This is a genomic window from Nonomuraea sp. NPDC049709 (genome assembly GCF_040674815.1).
In the GTDB taxonomy this organism is placed as follows: domain Bacteria; phylum Actinomycetota; class Actinomycetes; order Streptosporangiales; family Streptosporangiaceae; genus Nonomuraea.
Map to the genome: position 1 here is coordinate 45,500 of NZ_JBFANM010000012.1, position 26,588 is coordinate 72,087.

A 26,588-nucleotide genomic window follows, 5' to 3' on the forward strand; every position below is an offset into this window, starting at 1 on the left:
ATCAACTGTGCAGGAATCCACACATCAGAGGTGATCAGCGCCACATGGGGAAACGTCATCCGGCGAGCGGTCTAGGACGAAGACTCCGCCCCCGCATAGCGCGTACGCAGCAACCCCCGGCAGAACCCGGCGTTGCCCTCGATGCTGACCCGCACCACGCGGGCGAACCGCAACCGGCGCTCGGCCTCCTCCTCCGGGATGGGCGCCCCGCGCTCGTCGAGCAGCAGCGCGGACCCCGGCGCGCAGTCCAGCCCGAGCTCGGCCCGGCGCCGGAGCAGCCCGGCCAGCTCCGGGCAGTCCGGCACGTCCGCCAGCCGCGCGACGACTCCGCACCGGTCGACCAGCCGCTCCAGGCTCGCCAGGTACGCCTTGCGCCGGAACACCAGCCGCAGCTCGTCCAGCTCTCCCCGGGCCTGACCGGGAAAGGTCCCGGCGAACCCGTCCCCCTCCGCCACGCCCGCGTTGATCTCGTCGGCCGCGAAGTGGTCCGCCAGCCGCACGTCCACCGACACGACGCCCGGCACCGCCCGCACCGCGTCGCGGGCGTCGGCCACCATCAGGTAGGCGAAGTTCGGCGCGCAGAAGTAGGTCGGCAGCCGCAGCCGCACCGATGCGCGGCCGTCGCGGACCTCGGCCGAGCCGACGAACCCGAGGTCGGTGATCGGTTCGTCCAGCTCCGGGTCCCGCACGGTGGCCAGCGCGTCCCAGATCGCGCTCATGCCGGAACGGGCAGGTCGTAGAGCCGGGCCAGGTTCACGCCCAGGATCTTCCGCCGGATCTCGGGGGTCAGCTCGCCGTATTCGCCGCGCATGTCCTCGGGGATCTGGAAGTCCACGAACTTCTCGATGAGCCACTTGGGCGTCCAGATGGCGTAGTCGCTGGCGAACGTGATGCGGTCCTCGCCGACCCAGTAGAGCAGCTCGCCGATGATCTGCGCGAAATAGCGCGGCCGGGTGTGGATGAACGGCATCGCGACCGCGAGCCCGGCGTACACGTTCGGCTCCTGCGTGGCGATCCAGCAGAAGTCCTCCAGCCGGGGCAGCCCGCAGTGCTCGACGATGAACCGCAGCTCCGGGAACGCGGTCGCGACCTCGTCCACGTCGGTCACGTCGAACGCGTCCAGGTTGAGCGGGTAGATCGTCGGGCCCTTGTGCACGTGGATGTTGCGGATCCCGAGCTCCTGGCAGGTCTCCAGGTACCGGTAGGCCCACGGGTCGGTGAGCTTCCAGCCCTTCGAGGAGCCCTTCCACTCGGCGGTGTAGAGCTTGACGCCCTTGAGGTGCCACCGCTCGGCCAGCGCCCGCAGCGCGTCGAGCCCCGGCTCGCCGTCGCGCGGGTCCCACGACCCGTTGACGATGAACTTGTCCGGGTACTTCTCCGCGAACGCCCCGTCCTGCTCGGTGGTGTTGAAGCCGTTGACGAAGAACTCGTTGAGGTAGGTCGGCTGGAAGATGGCCCGGTCCACGTAGCCGGCCTGGAACAGGTCGTGCAGCACCCGTTCCTGGCTCTGCTGCCAGAACTCCTCCAGCGACCACACCTCGGACTCCGGCGAGAGATTGCGGTGGTAGTCGTAGAAGCAGTTGATGAAACCCTCGCCGTAGCGGTTGGCCTGGTTCGACGGGCGACCGTCCCAGAAGTGCACGTGCCCGTCCACGACGAAATACCGCTGGCCGTCCTTCTCGTACATCCGTTAGCTCCTTGCCGGCACGAGGATTCCCCGGCCCTGCAGACGGCCGCCGTCCAGGTCGTCCATGGCGTCGTTGACGGCGTCGAGCGGATACGTCCTGGTGTGCAGGCGCACCTTTCCCTGGGCGGCGAGGGCCATCAGCTCGTCCAGGTCGTTGTAGGAGCCGACGAGGTTCCCGATGACGTTGATCTCGGTGGAGATGATGTCGATGGTGGGGATCTCGACGCGCCCGCCGTACCCGATCGAGAAGTACGACCCCGCGCGCCGCAACATCGCCACCCCCTGCCGCTCCGCGCCGCCCTCGCCGACGAAGTCCAGCACCACGTGCGCGCCCTCGCCATCGGTGAGGTCGGCCACCGCCTCCACCTGCCGGCCGTCGGCGGGCACGGTGTGCGCGGCGCCGTACCCCTCGGCGAGCTTGAGCGCCTCGGCCGACCGGTCGACGACGATGATCTCGGCGGGCGTCATGGCGGCCAGGCACTGCACGCCGATGTGCCCGAGCCCGCCGGCGCCGATCACGACGACCCGCGTACCGGGGTGGAGCAGCGGCACCGCCTTGCATACCGCGTGATAGGCGGTCAGGCCCGCGTCGGCCAGCGCGGCGACGTCGGCCGGCTGCAGGGAGGGGCTCAGCTTCACCACCGACCGGGCGGTGGTGAGCAGCAGCTCGGCCATGCCGCCGTCGGAGTCGATGCCGGGGAAGCGCGAGTTCGCGCAGTGCACGTCGTCGCCCGCCCGGCAGGCCCGGCACAACCCGCAGGTGACCAGCGGGTGCAGGATGACCGCGTCACCGGGCCGGACGTTCGTCACGGCCGCGCCGACCTCGCGCACCCACCCGGCGTTCTCGTGCCCGATCGTGTACGGCAGGCGCACGCCGGACTTCTGCGCCCACTGCCCCTCGACGATGTGCAGGTCGGTACGGCACAGCCCGGCCCCGCCGATCTCGACCAGCACGTCGAGCGGGCCGTCGGCCCGAGGCTCCGGGACCTCCTCGACGACCGGACGCTTGGTGTACTCGTGCAGACGTACGGCTTTCATCCCGACCGCTCCCTCGTAGCGCGCTTATGCCCGATCGTTCGCGCGCGTGCCGGGAGCGGTCAACAACCGAAATTTCATAACGCGGTAATTTCGGCCCCTCCATGGGACCGGCTACGCGGTCAGTCCGAGAAGTGCTCCTTGAGGATCACGCCGTGCACGCCCGTGGTCCGGTCGACCACCTGCGACACCTCGAAGTCGGTGGCCGCCGAAAGGTAGGCGTAGGCGACCGCGCGCTCCATGCCCTGGTCGTGCTCCAGGAAGTCGAGCGCGTTGACGACCGCGCGCCGCATGGCGACGTCGAGATCGTTCACCTGGCCGTTCCGCGACCCGTCGGGGTCGGACAGGCCGATCGGCAGCCACGCGTCCGGGGTCTCGGCGAACGGGTAGTGGAAGGCGACCGAGGGCGCGTCGCCGGAGCCCGCCTTGCACACGGTGAGCCGGAAGGTGCCGCGCAGCGAGCCCTCCATCGCGGTCAGCGCCGCCTCCCCGCCGCCCATCGCGTGGTGCGGGTCACCGGTGTAGAAGAGCGCGCCCTCGGCGAACACCGGCAGGTAGAAGGTGGCGCCCGCGCCGAGCAGGTTGATGTCGATGTTACCGCCGCCGAGGGTGGGCGGGATCGAGTTGAGCGCGGGATCGGTCGGCCCGCTCGCGGAGGCGAACGCGACGCCCATCATCCCCATGAACGGGCGCAGCGGGAACGTCACCTCCCCCGACCTCCCGCGCTTCATGACCCCGCTCGGCACGCCCCTCCGCCCCCGGCGTACCGGGGTGAACACGGACACGTTGCCGTACCGGGTCGGGTCGCCGGTGGGCCGCCCGTCGGTCGCCACCGGCGGCATGACCTCCTCCAGGGTGATCCCGTCCGGCGCGCCGCCCCCGGCCTGCCGGGCCAGCGCCCCCTTGCCGTGCCGGCTCGACACGACCCCGTACGGCACGCGGGGCAGCAGCGAGAGCATCTCGACCTTGAGCACGTCCCCCGGCCGCGCGCCGTCCACGTGGACGGGGCCGGTCACGACGTGCGGGCCGTCGACGTCGAAGTCGCGGGTCGTGCGGGAGTAGTCGCGGGCGATCGCGATGGCGTCCTGGAGCACGTTCGCGCGGGGCACGCCGTGCCCGCCGAAGTACGCGACCGGGTCGCGGCCCTGGTCCTCCAGGATCCCCTCGTGCGAGACCGTGTCGATGGTGACCGTCTCCCCCGACCGCATCCGGAGCACCGGCTCGCTGCCCACCGACGGCACGTACCCCCATCTGACCTGCTCGACGGCGGAGGGCAGGTAGTGCCTGCCGTGGATCGGGCCCTTGCGGGGTTGCAGGATCTCCCGGGGCAGCGTCGGCGTGCCGCTCGTGGCGGCCGTCGCGGCGCGCGAGGCGGCCAGCAGCCCACCGCCCGCCCCGCCCACGGCCGCCGCCGCGCGCAGGAAACTCCGTCGTCCAAGTCTCGCGATCAGGGCGTCGCGTACGTCGCTCGGGCTCTTCGGCACGCTCATGGCTCTCCTCGCGTCACCGGCCGGAAGGTTGCCACCGATCATGCAGTACGCCCGTTACGCGGCTGTTTCGGCCTTGCCTCGGACAGAAGTGAAAGGATCAGATCGAAGTCTGACCTCGAAGGACATACTCGAAAGGCATCCGAGATGGCTCCGAACATCGCGACCGCCCGCCGCGTCGAACTGCCCGAACTGCTCGAGTTCCTCCGCCCCCGGCACCACGGCCTGCTGTCCACCACCCGTACGGACGGCCGCCCGCAACTCTCCCCCGTGAGCTGCGGCGTCGACGAGGACGGCCGGATCGTGGTCTCCACGTACCCCGACCGCGCCAAGGCGACCAACGCCCGGCGTGACGAGCGCGTGTCGATCTGCGTCCTGTCCGACGACTGGAACGGCCCGTACGTGCAGGTGGACGGCCGCGCCGAGGTGCTCGACATGCCCGAGGCGCTCGAAGCGCTGGTCGGGTACTACCGCTGTATCGCCGGCGAGCACCCCGACTGGGACGAGTACCGCGAGGCCATGCGCCGCCAGGACAAGTCGCTGATCCGCATCCACATCGACCGCTGGGGCCCCATCGCCACCGGCGGCTTCCCCGCGCGGCTGGCCACCGGAGGGTGATATAATGATCTTGCATCCCGAGCGAGGTCCGCCCCGCCCGGGATTTTGCTTTTCATGCCCTCTCCCCACCGCACCATCCTGAACGCGGCGTTCCCCCTCTTCCTGTCCATGAGTGCCGGGATCATCGCCCAGCTCCTCGGCACCTCCCTGCTCGGGCACCAGGGGACGGCGCAACTGGCCGCCTTCGCGCTCGTCTGCGCGGTGCTCAACCCGGTCACCGCGGCCGTGTCCGGCGGGCTGCGCGGGATGTCCCCGTTCGTCGCGACCTGCCGGGACCACCCCGCCGAGGCGCTGCCCATCCTGAAGGACGCACGCTGGTTGTCCCTGGGGATCGGAGTGGTCGGCGCGGGCGTCATGCTCGCCGTCCCGCTGATCACCCGCCTCAGCGGCGTGTCCTACGACCTGGGCGCGTTGCCGCAGATCTTCGCCCTCCAGGTGCTGCTGGCCGCCGCGGGCGGCGGCGCGAACGGGGTGCTGATCGCGCTCGGGCACAGCCGCCTCGTGCTCCGGTCGGGCCTGACGAGCACGGCCGCGGAGGTGATCCTGCTCCTCGTCCTGGTGCCCCCGATGGGCGCGCACGGTGCCGCCCTCGCCCTCCTGACCTCCACCGCCCTGGCCCTCACCCTCTCGAACGCCCTCCTGCTCCGCCGGCCCGAGTTCGCCGGCCAGTCCCTGCTCCCCCGGCGTCCCCGCCCTCGCCAGATCCTGCGCATGGCCAGGCTGGGCATCCCGATGTCCGCCTCGGTCGTCCTCAAGTTCGCGGTGATGGGCGGCGCCACCTACGCCGCCGCGCGCACGGGCCCCCACGCCGCCGCCGCCCACGCCATCCTCGCCGCACTCGACGGCCTCCTCGGCCTGGCCGCCTTCGCCGTCGCCCAGGCCGCGACGCCGGAGATCGCCCGATCGCGTTCCCCCGCCGATGCCCGCCGCGCCAACCGGGCCGCCCTGGCCATCGCCTCCACCGGCACGCTCACCGCCGGGCTCGCGCTGCTCCTGCTCGGCGCGGCGGCACTCGGACTGTTCACCTCCGACCCCCGCGTGCTCGCCGCCGCCCTCCCCCTCCTGCCGCTCCTCCTGGCCTACTCCCTGGCGAACAACTGCGGGATCGTGCTGTCCGCCGGCCTGATGGGGCTCAGGCGCTCCACCTGGAGCCTGGGCTCGGCCGTCCTCGGGTACGGCCTGCTCGCCGTCGCCATGACACCCGTGACGGCGGCCTGGGGCCTGACCGGCCTGTGGACGGCGTTGACCGCCGCCCGCGCGCTCATCCTCGCCGTGCAGGCCGCCGGCTTCACCCGGCACAGCGCCGCTATTTCTCCTCGGTCAGGTGCTCGAGAAGAACCTGGCTGATCTCGCCCAGCTGCCGGATCTGCTCGGGAGTCAGCAGGTCGACGAGATGGGCACGCACGCTCTCCACGTGGGCCGGAGCCGCGGTCTCCAGCGCCGCCAGGCCCTCGTCGGTCAGCACCGCCAGCCAGCCGCGCCGGTCGCCCTCGTAGTGCTCCCTGCGCACCCAGCCGCTCTGTTCGAGCTTGTTGACCGCGTGGGAGATGCGGCTCGGCTTGGAGTTGGTCCAGTGCGCCAGCTCGCTCATGCGCAGGGTGCGCTGCGGCGCCTCGGAGAGCAGCACCAGCAGCTCGTAGTAGGTCGGCGGCATGCCGGCCGCCGTCTGCAGGTCGCGTTCCAGGCGGTCGGTCAGCAGGCGCGTGGCCAGCGCGAAGGCGCGCCAGGCACGTTGTTCGTCGTCAGCGAGCCATCTCGTCACATCGGCATCGTACTAAATAGTTGCGCACTGGAATATCTGGAGGTACTGTCGTGCTGGATATTTCAGCACTGAAGGAGCCTGGCATGTTTCCCAGCGACCTCACCGGCGCGTACACCATCGACCCGGCGCACAGTCGCTTCGGTTTCGCCGCCCGGCACGCGATGGTGACCAAGGTGCGCGGCAGCTTCCCCATCGTGGAGGCCACCGTCCACCTGGACGCCGCCGACCCGGCAGCCTCCAGCGTCCGCGTGGTCCTGGACGCCGCGGGCGTCGAGACCGGCAACGCCCAGCGTGACGGCCACCTGCGCACCGGCGACTTCCTGGACGTCGCCGCTCACCCGCACATCACGTTCACCAGCACGGGCGTGAAGCACGTCGGGGGCGACAGCTTCGAGGTCACCGGCGCGCTGACCCTCCACGGCGTCACCCGGCAGGTGACCGTTCCGCTCGACTACACCGGCACCTCTGTCGACACGCAGGGGTTCAAGCGGGCCGGGTTCGAGGGCGGCATGGTGATCGACCGCAGGGACTACGGGGTCAGCTTCAACGCCCTGCTGGAGACCGGGGGCGTGATGGTCTCGGAGAAGATCACCCTCGAGTTCGACCTGTCCGCCGTCAAGACCGGCTGACCGCTCGTGCACCTCCATCTCCTGGCCGAAGAGCGCGCCCTCCGGCCAGGAGAAGCACCCCGTACCCGGCGCTCGGCACCGCCTCCACCCTCTGTCTCCCTGGATCGCCGTCACCGTCCGCGTCTCTCATGTCACAATGAGCGGCGTGCCGTCCCCCCGATACGACGTCCTCGTCCAGTTGTTCCACGACCACCCCCAGCTGGCGGTCGAGATCCTGCGTGACCTCATGGCCGTGGACCTGCCCTTCGCCACCCCGACCCGGCTGGACCCGTACGACGGCACCCTGGCCCTGACCCTCGGCCCGCCACGATCCCCCGCGCACGCGATCATCGTGGAGATCCCGCAGGACACCAGCAGGACCGCCGAGCGACTCGCCCGCGACGCCGCCGCGTTGTGGCTGAGGCTGGACTGCGACGTCACGGTCCTGCTCGTCTGCCCCGACCACGAGATCGCCGCCCACTACGCGCGACCGATCACGTCAGGGCTGACCGGCTACCACTTCCAGGCGCAGGTCCTCGGCCCGTACGGCATCCCCGACTCCGACCTGCACTCACCTGAGATGTGGCACCTCGAAGAGATCATGACGTCCGCCACCTGGCTGGCCCACAGCCCCTTCACCCGCGGCCTGGAAGAAGGCCGGACCGCCGGCAGGAAAGAGATGGCCGCCAGAATCCTCCTGCTCGTCCTGGCCACCCGCGGCCTCGACGTCCCCGACGACACCCGCACCCGCATCGTCAGCGGCGCCGACCTCACCCAGCTCCGCACCTGGGTGACCCGCGCGGCCACCGCCAAGAGCGTCGAGGACGTCTTCGACGAGCCGGCGACCTGAAACCCGCCGGCCGTCTGCACCACCTGGCAATCCCGCGCCCCGCTGTCCCCGGGCGCGTGTCCCGGAGCGGTGGGGTGTCAGGCCAGGTAGAGGCGGTCCTTGAAGGCGCCGCGCTCCTCGCGCTTGGCCTCCGCCGTCCTCTCGATCTCCTGCCAGTCGTGCCCGTGGGCCGCCGCCAGTGCCCTGAGCACCTCGTACACGTCGGCGAGCTCCCCGGCCACCTCCTCCGGCGGGGCCTCACTCACCTCGGTCGCCTCCTCGAACAGCTTGGCCATCAGGGCCGCGCGATACTCGGGTTCCCCGAGGATCGTGATCACCGGCTCCTCGCCGGTACGCCGGATGATCTCCGGGATGCGGTCCCGTACCAGCTTGCCCATGCCCAGACGTCCTTCGTGGTGCGGCGGGTTTGCGAGGTCACGAGCGTAGTGGGTCAGACCATGGCGAGGTAGGCGGCCAGCTCGTCGGTGGAGGAGGTGGCGATGCCGACGTAGCCGTCCGGGCGGATGAGGGTGTGCCGTTCCTCGCCGTACGGTCGCGCCGGGCGATACGTGCGTACCTCCGGGCCGCCCGGGATGCGAGGGGCGGGGCCGGGGGACAGGAGGGTGGAGTGCGGGCCGCGCAGGAGGTCGAACATGCGGGCCCTGGCCTCCCGCCGGCGGATGCACGTGCACGGCGTCCCCGGCCAGGAAGACGCGGCCGGAGCGGTAGCGGTCGGCGAGGCGGATGTTCACCCGGTAGAAGGAGGACCACAGGAGCTCGGTCAGGCGGACGCCGCGCGTCATCGAGCGCTCCGCGAAGGTGCGCTGGTGCCAGCCGAGTGTCGGCTCCGGCTCGATGCCGGGCCTCGGGGTGGCGAGCAGCTGGAAGGTGTCGGTGCCGGCCATCGGGTAGAGGGCCACCATGCCCTTGCCGGGGCGCACCCAGGCGTGGATGTGGTCGCGGTCGAGGCCCTCGACGCGTACGTCGGCCAGGGCCATCCGCTCCTCCTCGCGAGTCTCCCCGGTGAAGCCGATGCCCAGGGCCTTGCGTACCCGGCTCCTGCCGCCGTCCGCCGCGATCAGGTAGCGCGCTCGCACGCTCTCGCCGGTGCCCAGCCTGGCGGTCACCCCGCGCTCGTCCTGTTCGAAGCCGGTGAGCGCCGTGCCGTGCTCCACCTTCCCACCCAGCTCGGCGAGCCGACCGCGCAGCACCGCCTCGGTCCAAAGGGTTCCTCGCCTTCTCCCGTACGAAGGAGAGCAGGCGTAAGGTGGGTGGTGCGCGCGCAGGACGCCACCGGTCCGCGGGAAGGGCGAAGCCCACCTGGAGTTCACCGTACGACCTCGGCCCGACCTCTTTTCCGGCCTGACCATGCGGACACCAGGCCAGACGGAAAGGAGGCCATCGTGCCCATCCATCGTCTGCCCGACAACCCCAGCCTCGAACGGCTCCGCAAGCAGGCCAAGACCCTCCTCAAGCAGGTGGACGCGGGAGCGCCCGAGGCGCGCGGGCTCGTCGCCGAGTTCCATCCCCGGCCGCCTGCGACGCTCAAGCTGTCGGACGCGCAGCTCGTCACCGCCCGCATGTACGGCTTCGCGAGCTGGCCCAGGCTGACGGAGCATCTCGCCACCGTCGAGCGTTACTCCCGCTCGCCGCACGAGGTCCCGCCGCGAGCGGACCTGCCGGAGGAGTTCCTGCGGCTGGCCTGCCTCACGTACGGCTCCGACTACCCCGGCCGGACCGACGAGGCCGACCTCCTGCTGGCCCGGCAGCCAGACCTCTCCACCGCGAATGTCTTCACCATGGCCGCCACCGGGTCGGCCGGCGCGCTGGCCGTGGTGCTGGCCGACGATCCCGGGCTCGCGCGGTCGCAGGGCGGGCCCTTCGGGTGGGAGCCGCTGCTGTACCTGGCCTATGCGCGGCTCAAGGCTCCGGGTCATTACGTGGCGGCGGCCCGGGTTCTCCTCGAACACGGTGCCGATCCGAACGCCGGATTCCTGTGGGACGGGCTGACCTCGCCGTTCACGGCGCTCACCGGCGCGCTCGGGGGCGGGGAGGGTGACCAGCCGCCGCATCCGGAGGGGATGGCGCTGGCGCGGCTGCTGCTGGAGGCCGGGGCGGATCCCAACGACGGCCAGGCGCTCTACAACCTCGGGCTCGGCGGGACGTTCTCGGACGACGTCGACCATCTTCGGCTGCTGCTGGAGTTCGGGCTGGGGCGGGGGGCGGGTGGGCCGTGGCGTGCGCGGCTGGGGCCGACGATCCAGTCCCCGCGGCAACTGCTGCGCGAGGAGCTGGCGACCGCCGCGCTGCGGGGCGGGCCGGCGCGGGCGCGGCTGCTGCTGGCGCACGGGGCGGAGGTGGACGGGCTCGGCGAGCATCTGGCGTACGGGGGGCGCACGCCGTACGCGCTGGCCCTGCTGAACGGGCACACCGAGGTCGCGGAGCTCCTCGCCGAGGCGGGCGCCACGGCGACGCTGGACGAGGACGACGCGTTCACCGCCGCCTGCATGCGCGCCGACGCCGGCGCGGTGGCCGCGTTCGGTCCGGAGGCGGCGGCCCGGGCGCTCGCTCGCGCCCCGGGGCTGATCCACAGCGCGGCCGGCCAGCGCAAACCGGCGGCGGTACGGTTGCTCGCCGGCCTCGGGTTCGACGTGAACCACCTGCACCGGTCCACTCCGCTGCACGCAGCGGCCTGGAACGACGACGTCGAGACGGCCAGGACGCTGATCGAGCTCGGGGCCGACCCGACGATCAAGGACGCCGAGCATGATGCGACACCGCTCGGCTGGGCCGACTACGGTGGCAAGCATCAGGTGGCGGCCTACCTGCGGAGCGTCGCCGGGCAGGAGTGAGCCGGCGAGTCCGCCACGGCGGCGTACGCCTGTGGAGTGTGAGCCGATCTCGCAAGAGGCGGCCTACCTGCGAAGCGAGGTGTGGAAGTGGTGATCGTCGGGGGTGGAATTGTCGGTGGCACTCGCCATGATGAAGCCATGACCGAGACGCCCCCCATCACCGCGCTGGCCGACGACACGGCCTACGCCGAAGCCGTCCAGCTGGCCGTGGACTCCGCGGCCGCCTACTACGCCGACGGCACCTCGACGCTCGACGACGACGCCTACGACCGGCTGGTTCGCGGCATCCAGGCCTACGAGGAGGAGCATCCCGAGTCGGTGCTGCCGGCCTCGCCGACGGGCAAGGTCGCCGGCGGGGCCGTGGTGGGCGACGTGCCGCACACCGTGCCGATGCTCAGCCTGGACAACGTGTTCGGCGCCGAGCAGCTCGCCGACTGGGCGGCCGGGCTGGAGCGGCGGCTCGGCCGGCCGGTCACGCGGTGGAGCGTGGAGCCCAAGCTCGACGGGCTGGCGATCTCCGCCCGCTACCGTAACGGCCGCCTGGCGCAGCTCGTCACGCGCGGCGACGGCACCGCGGGTGAGGACGTCTCGCACGCCATCGGGACCATCGTCGGCCTGCCCGACCGGCTGGCCGACGCGGTCACGGTGGAGTTGCGCGGCGAGGTGATGATGACCACCTCGCAGTTCGAGGAGGCGTGCGCCAAGCGGCAGGCTCACGACGGCACGACGTTCGCCAACCCGCGCAGCGCCGCCGCGGGCACGTTGCGGGCGCAGGACCGGCCCTACGTGTGCGAGCTGACGTTCTTCGGCTACGGCGTCCTGCCGCCCCCGGGCGACGGCTCCGAGCTGGCCGTACGCCTGCGCGAGCTGCCGCACAGCGAGATCATGCACTGGGTCGCCGCGCAGGGCGTGCAGACCACGGCCGCCACGCCGGTGGCCGGGATCGTGGCGGAGACGCTGGAGCGGGTGCAGGAGCGCGTCGGGGAGATCGGGGCAGCGCGTGCCGAGCTGCCGTTCGGCATCGACGGCATCGTGATCAAGTGCGACCTGGCGGCCGACCAGGCCGAGGCCGGGTTCAGCTCGCGGGCGCCGCGGTGGGCGATCGCGTACAAGCTGCCCGCCACCGAGAAGATCACCAAGCTGCTCCGCGTGGAGTGGAACACCGGACGCACCGGCATCATCGCCCCGCGCGCGGTGCTGGAGCCGGTCGAGCTGGACGGCAGCATCGTCACATACGCGACCCTGCACAACGTCGCCGACATCACCCGGCGTGGCCTGATGCTCGGCGACAGCGTGACCGTCTACAAGGCGGGCGACGTGATCCCCCGGGTCGAGGCGCCGGTGGTCCACCTGCGCACCGGTGCGGAGGAGCCGATCGCGATCCCGGAGGTCTGCCCGTCCTGCGGCGACGCGATCGACAGCTCGCAGGAGCGCTGGCGGTGCGTGCGCGGGCGCGGGTGCCGGGCGATCGCGTCCATCACGTACGCGGTCGAGCGCGACACGCTCGACATCGAGGGGCTGGCGGTGAACCGCATCCAGCAGCTACTGGACGCCGGCCTGATCGCCGACTTCGCCGACCTGTTCTTCCTGACCCGGGAGCAGTTGCTCGGGCTGGAGCGCATGGGCGAGACCAGCACCGACAACCTGCTCGCGGCCATCGAGCAGGCCAGGACGCGGCCGCTGAGCAGGGTGTTCGCGGCGCTCGGGGTGCGGGGCACCGGCCGCTCGATGAGCCGGCGCATCGCCCGCCACTTCGCCACCATGGCCGCCATCCGGGCCGCCGACGCCGAGGCGATCCAGCAGGTGGACGGCATCGGCCCGGAGAAGGCGCCGGTCGTGGTCGATGAGCTGATCGAGCTGGGCCCGCTCATCGACAAGCTCGTCCAGGCCGGGGTGAACATGACCGAGCCCGGTGCCACCCCGCCCGCCGAGAGATCCGCGAACTCCGAGGAGCCCGGGCAGTCCGGGGGGTCGGTGGTCGAGCTGCCGCTGGCGTCGATGTCGGTGGTGGTCACCGGCGCGATGACGGGGCCGCTGGCGGCGCTGTCGCGCAACGAGGTCAACGAGCTGATCGAACGGGCCGGGGGCAAGGCCTCCTCCAGCGTCTCCGCCAAGACGTCCCTGCTGGTGGCGGGCGAGAAGGCGGGCTCCAAGCGGGCCAAGGCCGAGACCTTGGGGGTGCGGATCGTGAGTCCGGAGGAGTTCGCCGAGCAGGTCGGCGCGTTCATGGGAGGGTGATCGCGGCGACTTCCCGGAGCTTGGGCGGAGGCCGTTTCCAGGGGTGGCGTGGCGGCTACTTGCCAGGGGCGGAGCGGCGGCGGATCCAGCCGGCGGCGCGGTGGGCGACGGGGCCGAGCAGGCTGACCTCTCTGGTGGCCTTCCTCAGCGCCTGGACGGCGTTCTGCGAGTCCGCCGTGACCTTCTTCAGCTCCGCGGTCGTGCGCCGCAGCTCGGTGGTGAGCCGGTCCACGTCGCTGACCGGTGACGCGGGCTTCGGCTTCTTGCGGTGGTTGACGCGTACGAGCCGGCGGTCCCCGAGCACGTCGGTCGTGTGCCACAGGTCGGGGCGCTCCCCGAGCCAGTCCAGCAGCCGACGCTGGACGGGCACCGGGTCGCCCCACATCCCGTACAACTTCTGCGAGCTCACGCAGATCGGCTGCAGGCCGAGACCGGCGACCGCCTCCCAGACGGCGAGCGCGACGCCCGGCGTGTGCTCGCTGCGATAGTCGTCGAAGGCGACGACCCCACCGGCCCTGAGCACGGTCCGCGCCGCCGCCACGTCGGCCTTCACGTGGGTGTAGAGGTGTGAGGCGTCGACGTGTACGAACCTGCAGGTGTCGGCCTCGACATGGTCGAGAATGACCGACGTCGGGCCGTGCACGATCTCGGGGAGCGTGGTGTGGACGCTCAGGTAGTTCTGCTCGAACTGGCGGCGGGTGAGCGCGGAGTACGACCTGGAGGTCTCGGCGCCGTTGTCCGCGTCGGGGGCGTCCGACTCGAACAGGTCGCAGACGGTGAAGGTCTCCCCTTGGCGTACGTGGCCACCGATCAGGACGGCGCTCTTGCCCAGGTACGTACCGAGCTCGAGCACGTCGCCACGAGCGGCGTCATCCGACAGGAACCACTCGAACAGGCGCTGGTCCGCGGGCCAGAACCAGCCGGGGATGCGCTCCAGCGCGGCGGTGAGATCCGGTACTGACATGTGCGGACGCTAACAGCCGTGTTTTCCGGAGAAAAAGGGGGTTTGCCGCATGGCCATCGGGAGGTCACCCAAAGTTCGGACGGGCAGGGTCCGACCAGCGCCGCGCCCCGACCCCACGAAAGAACACTAGTCCCAGCGATATAGGCAGGGTCTGCCAAAAGTCACCATTTTGCGCAAAGCCGAGGGCCCCGATTCTGTCGGTGCCACCGTTCATACTCGCCACCAGCACCAACCCTCGGGAGGAAATGATGGCGAGGCGATCCGGTCGTCGCAGGAAGCGGTCCAAGCCGGGCGGCAAGGAGCAGTTGTTGCTGGCCGGCCTCGTGGGCGTCGCCATCGCGGCCGTCCTCGTGGCCAATTTCGCCGCCGAATATCCCGGGGCCGCAATGGGCATCACCGCGCTCCTGATTGCCGCCTTCGGCGGCGTACTTTTCCTGCGATATCGGGTCATCCAAGCCCGCCGGCGACAATTCCTCGCCGCCAACACGGAATTGGCGAAGGTCGATCTCATGACCGGCCCACAATTCGAGCACCTCGTCGCCGAGCGCATGATCGCCGAAGGATTCCGGCGCGTTCGCGAGAGGGGGCGCAGCGGTGACGGCGGCGTGGACATCACCGCCGTGGCGCCGGGCGGGACGCCGTACGCCGTCCAGTGCAAGCGCTACAGCCGGACCGTCGGCGCACCCGAGGTCCGCAACTTTCTCGGAGCGCTGGCCAATGCCTTCGCCGGGCACACCGGAGTGCTCGTCACCTCGGGCCGCCTCACCCGACAAGCCCGGGAGGAGGCACTCAACGCACGCCAGACCCTGTTACTCATCGAGCGGGATCGCCTGGCCGACTGGCTGATCGGCAGGAGCACCCTGCTGCCGCAACGGGTGCCGCCCCTTGCCGAAGGGGGTGAGGAGTTGGCCGGCTGACCCTGGCCCATCGGTGCGGGGCCCAGCGTGGATCGGGGTGCGTGAGGTGATCGACTTCGGGACGGCGGCACCGCTAAGGTTGGGCGCTTTGCTCCTCCCGTCCCCCGGTCCTCGTCACTCCGTCCGCCCCTCTTTCCTGCCAGGAACGGCTCGTGCTCCGCTATCGCCTTGGCCTGATCGTCGTCGCCGTCTTCACGGCCTTGGTCGGCGCGTCAGGGGTCGTCGCCCTCGTGACCGGCGACATCCGGCTCTCTCAACTGCTCGTCTACTGGAGCTTCACCGTGTGGCGCCAGGAGCCCCACACTGACGTCATCGTGATGCTGATCCTGATGGGGATGCTGCACGCCTGGGCGCTCTGGCAGTTCCTGCCGAAACGGGAGGACGGCGGGAAGCCGGACCGGGAGGCGTGGCTGCTGCGGATCGCGCTGTACGCGTGGGCGGTGATCGAGCTCGCCGACCGGATGCCCTGGACAGATGTGCCCGAGGAGATCGCGCAGGTCGCCGTCGTCGTGCTGCTGTACCGGGGGATGCGCGGGGTCTCCCGGACACTCCGGCTGTTCGCACTCGTGGCTGGGTTGCACCAACCGGGGCTGGCGGTCGCGTACACAGTGCTGGACTCGGTCGGGATCAACGGCGGGTTCCTCCAGGACACTCTGCCGTTGGGCACCATGCCGTGGCTGGTGTGGATCGTGCTGACCCTGGTGGCGCAGGCGAAGGACGGCAGATGGCGGCGGGGCACGCTGTGGGCAGGAGCGGCGGCCGCGGTCGCGCCTGGCCTCTTGCCGCAGCTCGCGGGGCCGTTCTACTCGACATTTGTGTGGCACGAGGGTCTCGGGCTGGCGATCGGTGTCCTTACGTCGGTATGGCTCGCGCGGACCGCACGGGAGGTCGGTAACCGGCCCAGAAGTCCGCGACCCGCCACGGCCGGAAGCCCGTTGCGATGGTGGCCGGTGCAGGTGGTCGCGGTCGTGTTACCGCTGCTGCCCGCCGTGGTGAACAGCGCGAACGGGGTGTTCACCTGGATCGGGTCGCGCGGGGCGATCGCGTCCTGGTTCACCGGGAGCGGTCGGTTCCTGTGGCAGCTCTGGGTCTCGTTCGACCTCCTCGTCGGGATCGGCGGGGTCTCGGGGCTGGTGCTGGCGGCCGTGCTGGTGCGGACAAGGCGGCTCGTGCTCGGGACGACCTGGGCTCTACTGGTCGCGGCGGTGGCCGGAGTGGTGAGCGTGGTGACAGCCGAGGGCGAGGGCATGACGGCAGCCCCCGCGGGCTACGAGCTCGTGGAGGGCTACGACAGTGTCCGGATGTCACCGGACCAGCTGCTGGGGTCCGAGGTCGGCATCTCACCGCTCTGGTACAGCGCCGCCCTCACCGGCTCCGCCCTGCTTCTCCTCCTCGTGAGCAACGGCCCCCTTGCGTACGGTAGCCGCCTCGCGTACGGCAGCCCTCTCCCGTACGGCGGGGGGCGCAGGCCGTATCGGGTGGTCGCGGCAAGTGTGAGTACGGCCCTGGTGCTCGTTCTGGTGCCGGTGTCGGATCACGCGCCCGGCCCGATCACCACGGCGAGCGACTGCGAGGCCATGGACGGCCGCAAAAGCCCTAAAACCGGCGAGCAGGAGTTCGTCTGCATGGTCCGGAGAAGCAGCCTGCCGTTCGGCAAGGCCCTGCCCGATCCTCAACTGATCGCGTACGGGCGGCGCATGTGCGGCATCTACACCCGCGGCGATGCCCGGGAGGCAGCCGCGTTCCGCGCGGCGCACGGCATCGACCCGCTCCAAGAGGCCGGCCTCCTCTATGGCGTCTGCCCTAAGGCCGAGGCGGACAACGACAAGGCGGCCGCCGAGGAGGAGGCCGAGATGCTGGCGTGGGAGGCCGAGGAGCAGGCCAAGTGCGATCACGCCCCGCGACATCGGCCGCTGATCAAACCCGTGCGGGCCATCAGGCAGAAGCGGCCGGTCTGGCCCGAGACCGTGCTGGAGGCGTACGAAGGGGAGGGCATGCCGGACGGCGGGCTGGTGGGGCAGGGCTCCGAGCTGGTGGCCGCCGCGCCCGGCCACCTTCGCATCGAGGTCAACACCACATACCGCGTCTGCGTCACCACCGAGACGTACGCCCGCCGGCCCCCGGTCGAGACCAAGGGCTGGGACAGCGTTGTCGAGGTCGGATACGAGAGCCCGACGGGCCGCATCGTGCTCACCGACGGTCTGGCCGGCATCGAGCTGCCTGACCTGGCCGTTCGCGGCGCGGGGCGTTACCGCATCCGCGTCCACTACGCCTGGTTGGACTGGAAGGGTCATGAGAAGGTGGGGCAGCGGCTGCTGGTCATGGCTTGGCCCGGGCACGGTGACGACGTGGTGGTTCACCACCCCGCCCACGCTCAGGAGTGAGGACAAAAGCCCCGCCCACGGCTGAGCATGAAAGGCTGCACGCGGCCGAGGGCGAAGCGCCCCGCGCCGCTGAGGCGGAGAGCGGCGCACCGCGAGGAGCGAGAGGCTGCACGCGGCCGAGGGCGTAGCGCCACACACCTGGAGGCGGGGGCGGCGCACCGCTGGGGGCGGAGGGCCGCGCACCGGTGGGGCGAAGCGCCGCACACGGCTGGGAACGAAAGGTCGCGCGGCCGAGGTTGGGGGGCATGCGCGGCCGAGGGTGAAGGCGTGTGGGGCTGAGAGTGGAGGGGCGGCGTGTGGGGCTGAGGGTGGAGAGGCTGGCGCGGATGAAGGTCGGTAAGTGGCTCAGGGGTGTGTGCACAAGGTGGTGTCCAGGGCCTGCTCGACGTGCTTCTGGGCGGCCGGTGTGGTGGGCAGGTGGGTGACGGCGATGGCGGCGGCGCGGCCGTCGTCGGTGGCGGCGTTGGTGGTGTAGTAGCCGGGGATCGCCCCGCCGTGGCCCCACGCCCGGCCGCCGCATGACAGCTTGACGCTGCTCAGGCCCAGCCCGTACGCGCCGCCGGGGCCGAGCTCCGGGACCTTGACGGTGGTGCGCATCTGCTTGAGCTGCGCGGGCTTGAGGAGCTTGCCGTCGAGGAGGGCGGTGAAGAAGCGGTTGAGGTCGCTGGGGGTGGAGATCATCTGGCCGGCGGTCCACGCCTGGGACGGTTCGTACGTGGTGACGTCGGTCATCGGCTTGCTCGGGTCGTCCCGGTGGTAACCCTTGGCGTGCGGGGGGCGGAGGGCCTGGTCGCCGACGTTCGGGAAGTAGGTGCGGGTCAGTCCGAGCTTCTTGACCGTGCGGTTGGTGATCTCCTCGATCGCGGGGCGGCCGGTGATCTTCTCGATGAGCAGGCCGGCGACGATGTAGTTGGTGTTGGTGTAGGCCCATTTGGCGCCCGGCGCGAACTGGGCCGGCTTGCGCAGCGCCATGTCCAGGAGTTCGCGGGGCTGGAAGTAGGTGTGCTGGTAGGGCAGGGCGCCCTTGGCCAGGAAGTCGGTGTACTCGGGCAGGCCGCTGGTGTGCTGCAGGAGCCGGCGTACGGTGATGCGGCGGCCGTCGATGCCCTTGCCGCGCAGCAGGCCCGGCAGATACTTCTCGACCGGCCCGTCCAGCTCGACCTTGCCCTCCCCGACCAGCTGCAGGACGGTCACGGCGGTGAAGGTCTTGGTGTTGCTGCCGATGCGCACGTAGCCGTCGGCCGGCGGGTCGTCCTGGCCGGCGGTGTAGTCGCGCATGGTCCCGTCGCGGTCCTGTACGGAGGCCAGCGCGGCGGGGAACTCGTCCTTGCTGACGAGGTCGTCCAGCGTGTCCTGGACGGGGAACGAGTCCGCCTGCGCGGCGGTGGCGACGGGGCCGCACAGGACGGCGAGGGCGAGGGCGGAGGCGCCGGTCCACCGGCGGAGAAGTGGCGTGGTCATGCCCTAGAACCTACGGACGATCAACGGTCCATCTCGATCCCGCAGGCGGGAAGACTCAGGTAGTGCCAGCCCTACCTCCGCCGTCGATGACGTCCGTGAGGGCGCGCAGGCCCGCGACGATCTCCGCGGCGTCGGGAGTCTGGCCGGGGTCGGTGAGCCACTGCGTCACCACCCCGGTGAGCAGCGCCATCTGCACGGCCCCCAGCGTGCGCACGCTCCGGTCGTCGACGTCGTCCTCGGGCGTGCCCAGGAGGGTGGCCGCCAGCCCCCGGCGCCCCAGGGCCTGCCCGCCCGCGAGGTAGCGTCGCAGGTCGTCGGAGTGCTCGGCCTGGACCAGCGCCTCGATCGTGGCCAGCCACAACGTCCGGTGCGTGGTGAAGGACGCCGTGATCGCGGCCCACATCGCCTCGTAGCGTTCGGCGGGGCCGCTGCCGTCCGCCCCGAACGCGGCCAGGGTGCGGCCGACCTGCGTGCCCCACTCGTCGACGGCCTCGATGAGCGCCGCGTTCAGCAACGCCTCGCGCGAGCCGAAGTGGTAGCCGATGGCGGCCATGCTGACGCCGGAGGCGGCCGAGATGTCGCGCACGGTGGTGCGTCCCCAGCCCTTCTCCTCCAGGCAACGCCTGGCTCCGGCGAGGAGGTCTTCCCGGTTTCCCATGCTGGAGCAGCGTACTCGATGGTTGGCACGAACGCCTTAGACATCCGTCTTGCGCAAATGCGCAAACGACGGCTACGTTTCTCTCGTACGCCGAGTCGAGGAGACGACATGCTGAGCAGCCACGCCCGCCCCCTGAACGACATGACCGCCCTGGAGGAGATGATCGGAAGCGCCCGGATCGTCGGGCTCGGTGAGGCCGGCCACAGCGCCCACGAGTTCTTCACCCTCAAGCACCGCCTCTTCCGGCACCTCGCCGAGACCAAGGGCTTCACCACGTTCGTGCTGGAGGCGAGCTGGAGCACCGGCCTGCGCCTGAACGACTACGTGACGAACGGCGTCGGCGACCCCGTGCAGATCATGCGCGAGGAGTTCCAGGGCCAGTACGTCTTCTGGAACACCCAGGAGTACCTGGACCTCCTCCACTGGATGCGCGAGCACAACGCCGCCGGCCGCCCCCGGCTCAGGTTCGCCGGCAACGACCTCGGCTACCCGGGCCGGGAGGCGTTCGACCAGGTCCTCGCGGGCTGCCCCGAGCTCGCCGAGCGCCTGACCGAGCTGTACGCGCCGCTCAGGCCCGGCACGACCGAGGAGGCGGGCCGGTGGATGTTCGGGCAGCTCACCAAGGAGCAGCCGCTACGCCAGGCCGACGCGGACCGGGCGCGGGCCGCCCTCGACCTGGTGCGCGAGCACGGAGGAAGCGCGTGGGCCCGGCAGAACGCCACCGCGATCGCGCAGAGCTTCACCGCGTACGCCTACCCGGACGAGCAGTTCCCCGAGCGGATGCGCTACCGCGACCGGGTCATGGCGGACAACACCGCCTGGCTGCTCGACCACACCGGCGGCAAGATCCTGCTGGCCGCCGGCAACGGCCATGTCGCCTACACCAGCGACCACCCCGAGGAGTTCCCCGAGCCGGCCGGGGCGTTCCTGCGCGAGCGCCTCGGCGCGGACTACGTGAGCATCGGCCTGACCTTCAACCAGGGCACCGTCAACGCGCTGCCCGACTTCACCGCCCAGGAGCCCCGGGTCTACACCGTCCCGCCCGCCCCGCCGGGCCACAACGAGCACGTCCTGGACCAGGTGCCGTTCCGGGACTTCGCCCTCGATCTGCGGACCGTCCCGGACCGCGACTGGTTCGCGACCGCCCGCCCCACGCGCTCGTACGGCCTGTACTGGTCGGCCGACGACCCGAAGACCGCCCTGGCCTGCTCCTACGACCTGCTCGTCCACCTGCACCAGGTCGAGGCCGGCCACCTGCTCACCCCGGCAGGCGGTCGAGCACCGCGCGGGTGAACTCCCCGGTGCCGGCCGTGCCGCCCAGGTCCCGCGTGCGTACGTCCCCCTTGGCCAGGACGGCAGCCACGGCCGCCACGATCTCGTCGCCCGCCTCCCGATGCCCCAGGTGCTCCAGCATCATGGCCGCCGACCAGATGGCGCCGATCGGGTTGGCCACGCCCTTCCCGGCGATGTCGGGCGCGGAGCCGTGCACGGGCTCGAACATCGACGGGAACTCGCGCTCCGGGTTGAGGTTGGCCGACGGGGCGATCCCGATGCTGCCCGCGACGGCGGCGGCCAGGTCGCTGAGGATGTCGCCGAACAGGTTCGAGCCCACGATCACGTCGAACCGGGACGGCTGCAGGACCAGCTTCGCGCACAGCGCGTCGATGTGCTCCTGGTCCCAGCGCACGCCCGGATGCCCGGCCGCGCGCTCCCTGACCAGCTCGTCCCAGAACGGCAGCGTGTGCACGATCCCGTTGGACTTGGTGGCGGAAGTGACGTAGCTCCGGCGGCGGGCGGCCAGGTCGAAGGCGTAGTCGAGCACGCGCGTCACGCCCGCCCGGGTGAACACCGCCTCCTGGACGGCCATCTCCTCCGGGAAGCCGCGGTTCATCCGGCCGCCGATCTCGCTGTATTCGCCCTCGGTGTTCTCCCTGACCACGACGAGGTCGAGGTCGGAGGCGCGTACGGGGCTCTCGATGCCCTCGAAGAGGCGGACCGGGCGGAGGTTCACGTACTGGCGGAAGGCCCGGCGGATCGGGATGAGCAGGCCCCAGAGGGAGACGTGGTCGGGCACTTCGGGCGCCCCGACCGCGCCGAGGAAGATCGCGTCGTGGCCGCGCAGCCGGTCCAGGCCGTCGGACGGCATCATGGCGCCCTCGCGGCGATAGCGCTCGCACGACCAGTCGTACTCGGTGAGCCGGAACCCGAAGCCGTGCCGCCGGCCCGCGGCCTGCGCCACCTCCAGGGCCGCCGGGGTGACCTCGAGCCCGATGCCGTCTCCGGGGATCACGGCGATGTCATGCGTCGTCATGGTCCCGATTCAAGCGGCGGCCCGCGCGAACGTCCAGGACCGGCGAGCGATACGACCTATAGGCCACGCCTATAAGAGGTGGCGATCTCCAGGAACTCCGCGGCCGCCGGGGAGAGCCAGCCCTTCCTGCTGACCAGGGCCAGGTGCAGCGACGCCGGCGGGTCCAGGTCGAACACCAGCGCGCCCGCCCGCTCGGCCAGCGTCCGCCACGCCTCGGCCGGCACGCCGATCCCGACGCCCTTCAGCACCAGCGGCAGGAACGCCTCCCGGTGCTCCGACTCCACCGCGATCGCCACCTCCACGCCCGGATGCCGGTCGCGGAAGTGGTCGATCATGCTGCTCAGCGGCTCCGCCGCCGGGGACGGCATCGACGCGATGGCCACGCTGCCGCACACCATCCCGTGCACGGCGGCCACGCTCGCGCGGGCTGCCGCCAGGCTGCGGACGACCTGCCGGGCCGGCTCGATCAGCGCCCGCCCGGCCTCGGTGAGCACCACGCGGCGGCCGATGCGGTGGAAGAGCTGGCTGCCCAGGTCCTTCTCCAGGGTCCTGATCGCCTGCGACAGGGAGGGCTGCGCCATGGACAGCGCCTTGGCGCCCTTGTCGAACCCACCGTGATCGACGACGGCAAGGAAATACTCGAGTTGCCGGACGTCCACTGAACGCTCCTATGGGGCAGACCTATAACCCAGGTAGCTAACGCGTCTTGGACCCGGCCGCCACCCGGACCTTGAATGACGGGCGGAAACGTTAGGAGCAGGCGATGACCCCCGGTCCACCGAAAACCGACGTCGACCAGGCCCTCCTGGGCCACGCCACCTACCGCGGTCTCGGCGAGCAGAAGCTGACGCCGGCCGAGGAGAGGTTCGAGAAGGGCCGGCGCACCACCGGGATGTGGCTCGCGCCGCTCATCACGGTGGTCTTCCTGCTGCTGCCGCTCGGCATGGACGCCAAGCAGCAGACGCTGGCGGCGGTCCTGCTCGGCGTGATCGTGTTGTGGGTGACCGAGCCGGTGCCCATCCCCGTCGGGGGCCTCATCGGCGTCGGCGCGATCGTGCTGCTCGGGGTGGTCTCCGCGGCGGACGCGCTCTCCCCGTTCGGCTCCCCCACGATCTTCACCTTCATCGGGGCGTTCATCCTGGCGCAGGCCATGCTCAAGCAGGGCCTGGCGCGCCGCTTCGCCTTCCGCATCCTGTCGCTGCCGGGCGTGGGACGCTCGACGTTCCGGCTGATCGTGGCGTTCGGGGCGATCACGGGCCTGCTGTCGGCGTTCGTCTCGAACACCGCCACCGTCGCCATGCTGCTGCCCACGGCGCTGGGCATGCTGGCGGTGATCGCCAAGCTCCTGCAGGATCGCGGGCTGGTCGCGGCCGACTTCAACCCGCTGCGGCTGCGGGTGGGGGCGGCGCTGGTCCTGATGCTCGCGTACGGCGCCAGCGTCGGCGGCCTGCTCACCCCCGTCGGCAGCCCGCCGAACCTGATCGGCCGCGGCCTCATCGAGGAGGCCACCGGCCGGCGCATCTCGTTCGCGCAGTGGATGATCACCGCGCTGCCGATCTGCCTGCTCATGTTCGTCGCGCTCGCCGCCGTGCTGCTCCTGCTCAACCGGCCGGAGATCCGCAGGATCGAGGGCGTCGAGGAGTACGTGCGCCGCGAACGCGCCTCCCTGGGCAAGCTCTCACGCGCCGAGAAGAACACGCTCGTGGCCTTCGGCGTCACCGTCTTCCTGTGGGTCTTCCCCGGCCTGGTCGCGTTGTTCGCCGGCACCGAGTCCGCCCTCTACACCACCGTCAGCGGGCGGCTGAACGAGGGCATCGTGGCCGTGCTCGGGGCGGCCCTGCTGTTCGTGCTGCCGACCGACTGGGGCAAGCGCGAGTTCACGCTGAACTGGAGCGACGCGGCCCGCATCGACTGGGGCACGATCGTGCTGTTCGGCACCGGCATCATCTTCGGCTCCCTGCTGGAGGACACCGGGCTGGCCAAGGCCATCGGCTCCTCGGCCGCCTCGGCGCTCGGGCTGGGCAGCGTGTTCGCCATCACCGCCTTCGCCGTCGTGCTGGCCGTGCTGGTGTCGGAGACCACCAGCAACACGGCGTCCGCCGCCGTGGTGGTGCCGATCATCATCCCGGTCGCGGTGGCGGCGGGGATCAACCCGTTCGTGCCGGCGCTGGCAGCGACGTTCGCGGCGTCGTTCGGGTTCATGCTGCCGGTGTCGACGCCGCAGAACGCGATCGCGTACGGGTCGGGCGTGGTGCCGATCACGACGATGATCCGCTCCGGGGTGAGCTTCGACGTGCTCGGGGCCCTGCTGATCATCGTGCTCCTGCCCCTGCTCATCGGGGTGACCGGCATCGGGGGATGACCCTTCCCGGCCGGACCTCGGATGCGCCGCGTCGCCGGCCGGACCTGTGCCTGGCCTAGGCCGCCGCGGCCTGGCGGCGGTACCGGCCGGGCGCCACGCCGAACTCGCGCTTGAAGGCGTTGCCGAAGGCGAACTCCGACCCGTATCCCACCCGCTCGGCCACCTCCGCCACCGACGCGTCGGACTCGCGCAGCATGCGGGCCCCGCTCACCAGCCGCCACCAGGTCAGGTACGCCAGCGGCGGCTGCCCGACCAGCCCCGTGAAGCGGCGGGCGAAGCCGGCGCGCGACATGCCGGCGTGGGCGCCGAGCGACTCGACCGTCCAGCGGCGGGCCGGGTCGCGGTGGATGGCGTCGAGCGCGCGGCCGACACCGGGGTCGGCCAGTGCGGCGGCCCAGCCGGACAGCGTGCAGGGCTCGTCCTGGGTCTCGAAGTAGGCCCGCAGGACGTACAGCTGCAACATCTCGAGCAGGGACGACACGACGGTGTCCGTGCCGGGGCGCGGGTTGTCGATCTCGGCGGCCAGCAGCTCGACGGCGGCCCGCAGCTCCGGATGGCTGCCGAGCGTCGAGGGCAGGTGGATCACGCCGGGCAGCGAGCCCAGGATCGGATGCGTCCGGTCGAGGTCGAGCTGGTAGCCGCAGGAAAGGATCACCGTCTCGGCCCCGGCGCCGCCGAAGCCGGCCGAGGCGAACAGCTCGGAATGCGGGGCACAGTCCGGCTCGACCAGCGGCCGCGCGGGATCGTCGGCCAGCCCGAACGAGTCGCCATGCGGCAGGAACACCAGGTCGCCCACGCTCAGCGGAACGGGCTCGCCATCCGGGGGAAGGAGCCAGCAGGACCCGCGCAGCACCACCTGGAAACCGGCGGACCCGCGCGCCGCGCGGAACGACACGCCCCAGGGCGCGCGCCAGGAGATGCGGGCGGAGGTGGGACGCCCGCACCGCATGAAGGCCACCACGTCGCTCAGCATGTCCATGCGCTGAGTCTAGCGCCTGAGACGATAGCGTATAAACCTTGGACAGCAGCGCATTCAGTATCTCAGCAAGTCTCCCTACGGTGGTTCGAGTAACCGATTGAGGGAGCATTGACATGCTGAAGGTAGGCATCATCCTGGGCAGCACCCGTCCCGGCCGCAACGGCGAGGCGGTGGCGCACTGGGTCCGCGATCTGGCAGCCAAACGAGGCGACGCCGAGTACGAGCTGGTCGATCTGAAGGACTACAACCTGGGCAACCTGGACGAGCCCGAGCACCCCGCCACGGGCATCTACCAGCACGAGCACACCAGGCGCTGGTCGGCCAAGGTGTCGTCCCTGGACGCGTTCCTGATCGTGACCCCCGAGTACAACAACTCGTACCCCGGCGCGCTCAAGAACGCCCTCGACTTTCTGTACACGGAATGGACCAACAAGGCGGCCGGGTTCGTCGGCTACGGCGTGGACGGCGCGCCCCGGGCGATCTCGCACCTGCGGCACGTCCTGGGCCTGCTCAGCGTGGCCACCGTGTCGAACCAGGTCGGGCTGTCGCTCAACACCGACTTCGCGGACGGCTTCAAGCCCGCCGCCGTCCACGAGGACCGGCTGAACGTCGTCCTCGACCAGGTCCTCGCCTGGGGCTCCGCCCTGCGCCCGCTCAGGGGGTGAGCGGGCGGCGGGGAATCGAAACGATCGGTTCGATGGGGTGCTGGCATCCTTGATGGTACCGATCGGTTCGATATAGGGGTTGTCTCGTGGCGACGTTCGTCCTCGTTCCTGGCATGTGCCATGGCGGCCGGTGTTTCGCCGAGCTCGCCGAGGAGTTGCGGAGCCGGGGGCATCGAGTGCTCCCGGTGACGCTGACCGGGCTCAGCGAGCGCCGCCACCTGCTCCACGGCGGGGTGAACCTCGACACGCACCTCCAGGACGTGATCGGCCTCATGGAGATCGAGGGCGTCGAGGACGCGGTGCTGGCCGGGCACAGCTACGGCGGCATGGTGATCACCGGGGGGGCCGACCGGGTGCCGGGGCGGGTGCGCGGGCTGGTGTACCTGGACGCCATGGTGCCGGGGGACGGCGACTCGTGCTGGAACGTGGTCTCCGACCAGGAGCGGCGCTGGTACGCCGACGTCGTGGAGAGCGGTTACGCGGTGCGGCCGCTGTCGTTCTTCGATCCTCGGGCCACGCCGCACCCGGTCGCCTCGCTGCTGCAGCCGCTCCGGCTCACCGGCGGGCTCGCCCAGGTCCGCGGCAGAACGTACGTGTACGCCGCCGGCTGGGAGGCCCCGTCCCCGTTCACACCCGTCTACGAGCGGCTGCGCGAGGACCCGGCGTGGACGACGTACGCGCTGGACAGCGGGCACAACCTCATGCGCGGCGCGCCGCAGGAGCTGGTGGAGATCCTGCTGAAGGCAGCCGCTCGGCGGTGAGCCTCACGAC

The 26,588-nt window shown here is 71.1% G+C and carries 24 protein-coding genes; 12 read left to right on the forward strand and 12 right to left on the reverse strand.

Features of this window, described 5'->3' with window-relative positions; all coding sequences use genetic code 11:
• Positions 1-71: 71 nt before the first annotated feature.
• The 4 genes from AB0J69_RS14125 to AB0J69_RS14140 all read right to left on the reverse strand — a co-directional run bounded on the left by AB0J69_RS14125 (position 72) and on the right by AB0J69_RS14140 (position 4,212).
• Positions 72-719 carry an iron-sulfur cluster assembly protein gene (locus AB0J69_RS14125; protein ID WP_364116771.1) on the reverse strand — a complete coding sequence of 216 codons (648 nt, stop codon included), beginning with the start codon at positions 717-719 and terminating at the stop codon, positions 72-74.
• Positions 716-1,687, reverse strand: coding sequence for an amidohydrolase family protein (locus AB0J69_RS14130; protein WP_364116773.1), 972 nt, complete (start codon positions 1,685-1,687; stop codon positions 716-718). Before AB0J69_RS14130 ends, AB0J69_RS14125 begins: the two co-directional genes overlap by 4 nt.
• Before the next feature lie 3 nt (positions 1,688-1,690).
• Positions 1,691-2,725: an NAD(P)-dependent alcohol dehydrogenase gene (locus AB0J69_RS14135; RefSeq protein WP_364116774.1), complete on the reverse strand. Its 1,035-nt coding sequence runs from the start codon at positions 2,723-2,725 to the stop codon at positions 1,691-1,693.
• A gap of 119 nt (positions 2,726-2,844) precedes the next feature.
• The gene (locus tag AB0J69_RS14140) at positions 2,845-4,212 is read right to left on the reverse strand and encodes an acetamidase/formamidase family protein (RefSeq protein ID WP_364116776.1); all 1,368 of its coding nucleotides are present in this window, start codon (positions 4,210-4,212) and stop codon (positions 2,845-2,847) included.
• A 144-nt stretch (positions 4,213-4,356) separates the two neighbouring features.
• On the opposite strand from AB0J69_RS14140, the gene AB0J69_RS14145 reads away from it, so the two are divergent.
• The gene (locus tag AB0J69_RS14145) at positions 4,357-4,827 is read left to right on the forward strand and encodes a PPOX class F420-dependent oxidoreductase (RefSeq protein WP_364116778.1); all 471 of its coding nucleotides are present in this window, start codon (positions 4,357-4,359) and stop codon (positions 4,825-4,827) included.
• 54 nt (positions 4,828-4,881) lie between these two features.
• Positions 4,882-6,174: an MATE family efflux transporter gene (locus AB0J69_RS14150; protein ID WP_364116780.1), complete on the forward strand. Its 1,293-nt coding sequence runs from the start codon at positions 4,882-4,884 to the stop codon at positions 6,172-6,174.
• Here AB0J69_RS14150 and AB0J69_RS14155 read toward each other — a convergent pair.
• Entirely contained in the window at positions 6,134-6,589 is a 456-nt protein-coding gene (locus tag AB0J69_RS14155; RefSeq protein ID WP_364116782.1) for a MarR family transcriptional regulator, read from the reverse strand. The two genes, AB0J69_RS14150 and AB0J69_RS14155, sit on opposite strands and share 41 nt — an antisense overlap.
• Positions 6,590-6,672: 83 nt before the next feature.
• Between AB0J69_RS14155 and AB0J69_RS14160 the strand changes: the two genes are divergently transcribed.
• Both AB0J69_RS14160 and AB0J69_RS14165 read left to right on the forward strand, forming a co-directional pair.
• Complete coding sequence (locus tag AB0J69_RS14160) at positions 6,673-7,218, forward strand: YceI family protein (protein WP_364116784.1); 546 nt, start codon at positions 6,673-6,675, stop codon at positions 7,216-7,218.
• Positions 7,219-7,363: 145 nt separating this feature from the next.
• Positions 7,364-8,047, forward strand: a complete 684-nt coding sequence (locus tag AB0J69_RS14165) for a hypothetical protein (protein ID WP_364116786.1) — start codon at positions 7,364-7,366, stop codon at positions 8,045-8,047.
• Between the two features lie 77 nt (positions 8,048-8,124).
• Here the strand turns inward: AB0J69_RS14165 and AB0J69_RS14170 are convergent, their stop codons facing one another.
• Complete coding sequence (locus AB0J69_RS14170; RefSeq protein ID WP_364116788.1) at positions 8,125-9,237, reverse strand: FAD-dependent monooxygenase; 1,113 nt, start codon at positions 9,235-9,237, stop codon at positions 8,125-8,127.
• 192 nt (positions 9,238-9,429) lie between these two features.
• Here AB0J69_RS14170 and AB0J69_RS14175 point away from each other — a divergent pair, with 192 nt between their 5' ends.
• The gene (locus AB0J69_RS14175) at positions 9,430-10,878 is read left to right on the forward strand and encodes an ankyrin repeat domain-containing protein (RefSeq protein WP_364116789.1); all 1,449 of its coding nucleotides are present in this window, start codon (positions 9,430-9,432) and stop codon (positions 10,876-10,878) included.
• A gap of 138 nt (positions 10,879-11,016) precedes the next feature.
• Positions 11,017-13,116, forward strand: coding sequence for an NAD-dependent DNA ligase LigA (gene ligA / locus AB0J69_RS14180; RefSeq protein ID WP_364116791.1), 2,100 nt, complete (start codon positions 11,017-11,019; stop codon positions 13,114-13,116).
• Between the two features lie 55 nt (positions 13,117-13,171).
• On the opposite strand, the gene AB0J69_RS14185 is transcribed toward ligA, so the two are convergent.
• Complete coding sequence (locus AB0J69_RS14185) at positions 13,172-14,080, reverse strand: class I SAM-dependent methyltransferase (protein ID WP_364116793.1); 909 nt, start codon at positions 14,078-14,080, stop codon at positions 13,172-13,174.
• Between the two features lie 308 nt (positions 14,081-14,388).
• Here AB0J69_RS14185 and AB0J69_RS14190 point away from each other — a divergent pair, with 308 nt between their 5' ends.
• Together AB0J69_RS14190 and AB0J69_RS14195 are read left to right on the forward strand one after the other, a co-directional pair.
• Positions 14,389-14,997, forward strand: a complete 609-nt coding sequence (locus tag AB0J69_RS14190) for a restriction endonuclease (RefSeq protein ID WP_364116795.1) — start codon at positions 14,389-14,391, stop codon at positions 14,995-14,997.
• 152 nt (positions 14,998-15,149) lie between these two features.
• Complete coding sequence (locus tag AB0J69_RS14195; RefSeq protein ID WP_364116797.1) at positions 15,150-17,381, forward strand: hypothetical protein; 2,232 nt, start codon at positions 15,150-15,152, stop codon at positions 17,379-17,381.
• 345 nt (positions 17,382-17,726) lie between these two features.
• Here AB0J69_RS14195 and AB0J69_RS14200 read toward each other — a convergent pair whose 3' ends face one another.
• Positions 17,727-18,842 (reverse strand): serine hydrolase domain-containing protein, encoded by a 1,116-nt coding sequence (locus AB0J69_RS14200; protein ID WP_364116799.1) that lies wholly within the window; start codon positions 18,840-18,842, stop codon positions 17,727-17,729.
• 55 nt (positions 18,843-18,897) lie between these two features.
• Complete coding sequence (locus AB0J69_RS14205; RefSeq protein WP_364116800.1) at positions 18,898-19,500, reverse strand: TetR/AcrR family transcriptional regulator; 603 nt, start codon at positions 19,498-19,500, stop codon at positions 18,898-18,900.
• A 108-nt stretch (positions 19,501-19,608) separates the two neighbouring features.
• Here AB0J69_RS14205 and AB0J69_RS14210 point away from each other — a divergent pair, with 108 nt between their 5' ends.
• Positions 19,609-20,793, forward strand: a complete 1,185-nt coding sequence (locus AB0J69_RS14210; protein WP_364116802.1) for an erythromycin esterase family protein — start codon at positions 19,609-19,611, stop codon at positions 20,791-20,793.
• Here the strand turns inward: AB0J69_RS14210 and AB0J69_RS14215 are convergent.
• Both AB0J69_RS14215 and AB0J69_RS14220 read right to left on the reverse strand, forming a co-directional pair.
• The gene (locus tag AB0J69_RS14215) at positions 20,759-21,811 is read right to left on the reverse strand and encodes a tartrate dehydrogenase (RefSeq protein WP_364116804.1); all 1,053 of its coding nucleotides are present in this window, start codon (positions 21,809-21,811) and stop codon (positions 20,759-20,761) included. The two genes, AB0J69_RS14210 and AB0J69_RS14215, sit on opposite strands and share 35 nt — an antisense overlap.
• A 56-nt stretch (positions 21,812-21,867) precedes the next feature.
• Entirely contained in the window at positions 21,868-22,470 is a 603-nt protein-coding gene (locus tag AB0J69_RS14220) for a LysR family transcriptional regulator (protein ID WP_364116806.1), read from the reverse strand.
• 104 nt (positions 22,471-22,574) lie between these two features.
• Here AB0J69_RS14220 and AB0J69_RS14225 point away from each other — a divergent pair, with 104 nt between their 5' ends.
• A complete protein-coding gene (locus AB0J69_RS14225) occupies positions 22,575-24,173 on the forward strand; it encodes a DASS family sodium-coupled anion symporter (protein WP_364116808.1) in 1,599 nt (532 codons plus the stop codon).
• A 55-nt stretch (positions 24,174-24,228) separates the two neighbouring features.
• On the opposite strand, the gene AB0J69_RS14230 is transcribed toward AB0J69_RS14225, so the two are convergent.
• Entirely contained in the window at positions 24,229-25,152 is a 924-nt protein-coding gene (locus AB0J69_RS14230) for an AraC family transcriptional regulator (RefSeq protein ID WP_364116810.1), read from the reverse strand.
• Between the two features lie 113 nt (positions 25,153-25,265).
• Between AB0J69_RS14230 and AB0J69_RS14235 the strand changes: the two genes are divergently transcribed.
• Together AB0J69_RS14235 and AB0J69_RS14240 are read left to right on the forward strand one after the other, a co-directional pair.
• Complete coding sequence (locus AB0J69_RS14235; protein ID WP_364116812.1) at positions 25,266-25,817, forward strand: NAD(P)H-dependent oxidoreductase; 552 nt, start codon at positions 25,266-25,268, stop codon at positions 25,815-25,817.
• 86 nt (positions 25,818-25,903) lie between these two features.
• A complete protein-coding gene (locus AB0J69_RS14240; RefSeq protein ID WP_364116814.1) occupies positions 25,904-26,578 on the forward strand; it encodes an alpha/beta fold hydrolase in 675 nt (224 codons plus the stop codon).
• Positions 26,579-26,588: the final 10 nt, after the last annotated feature.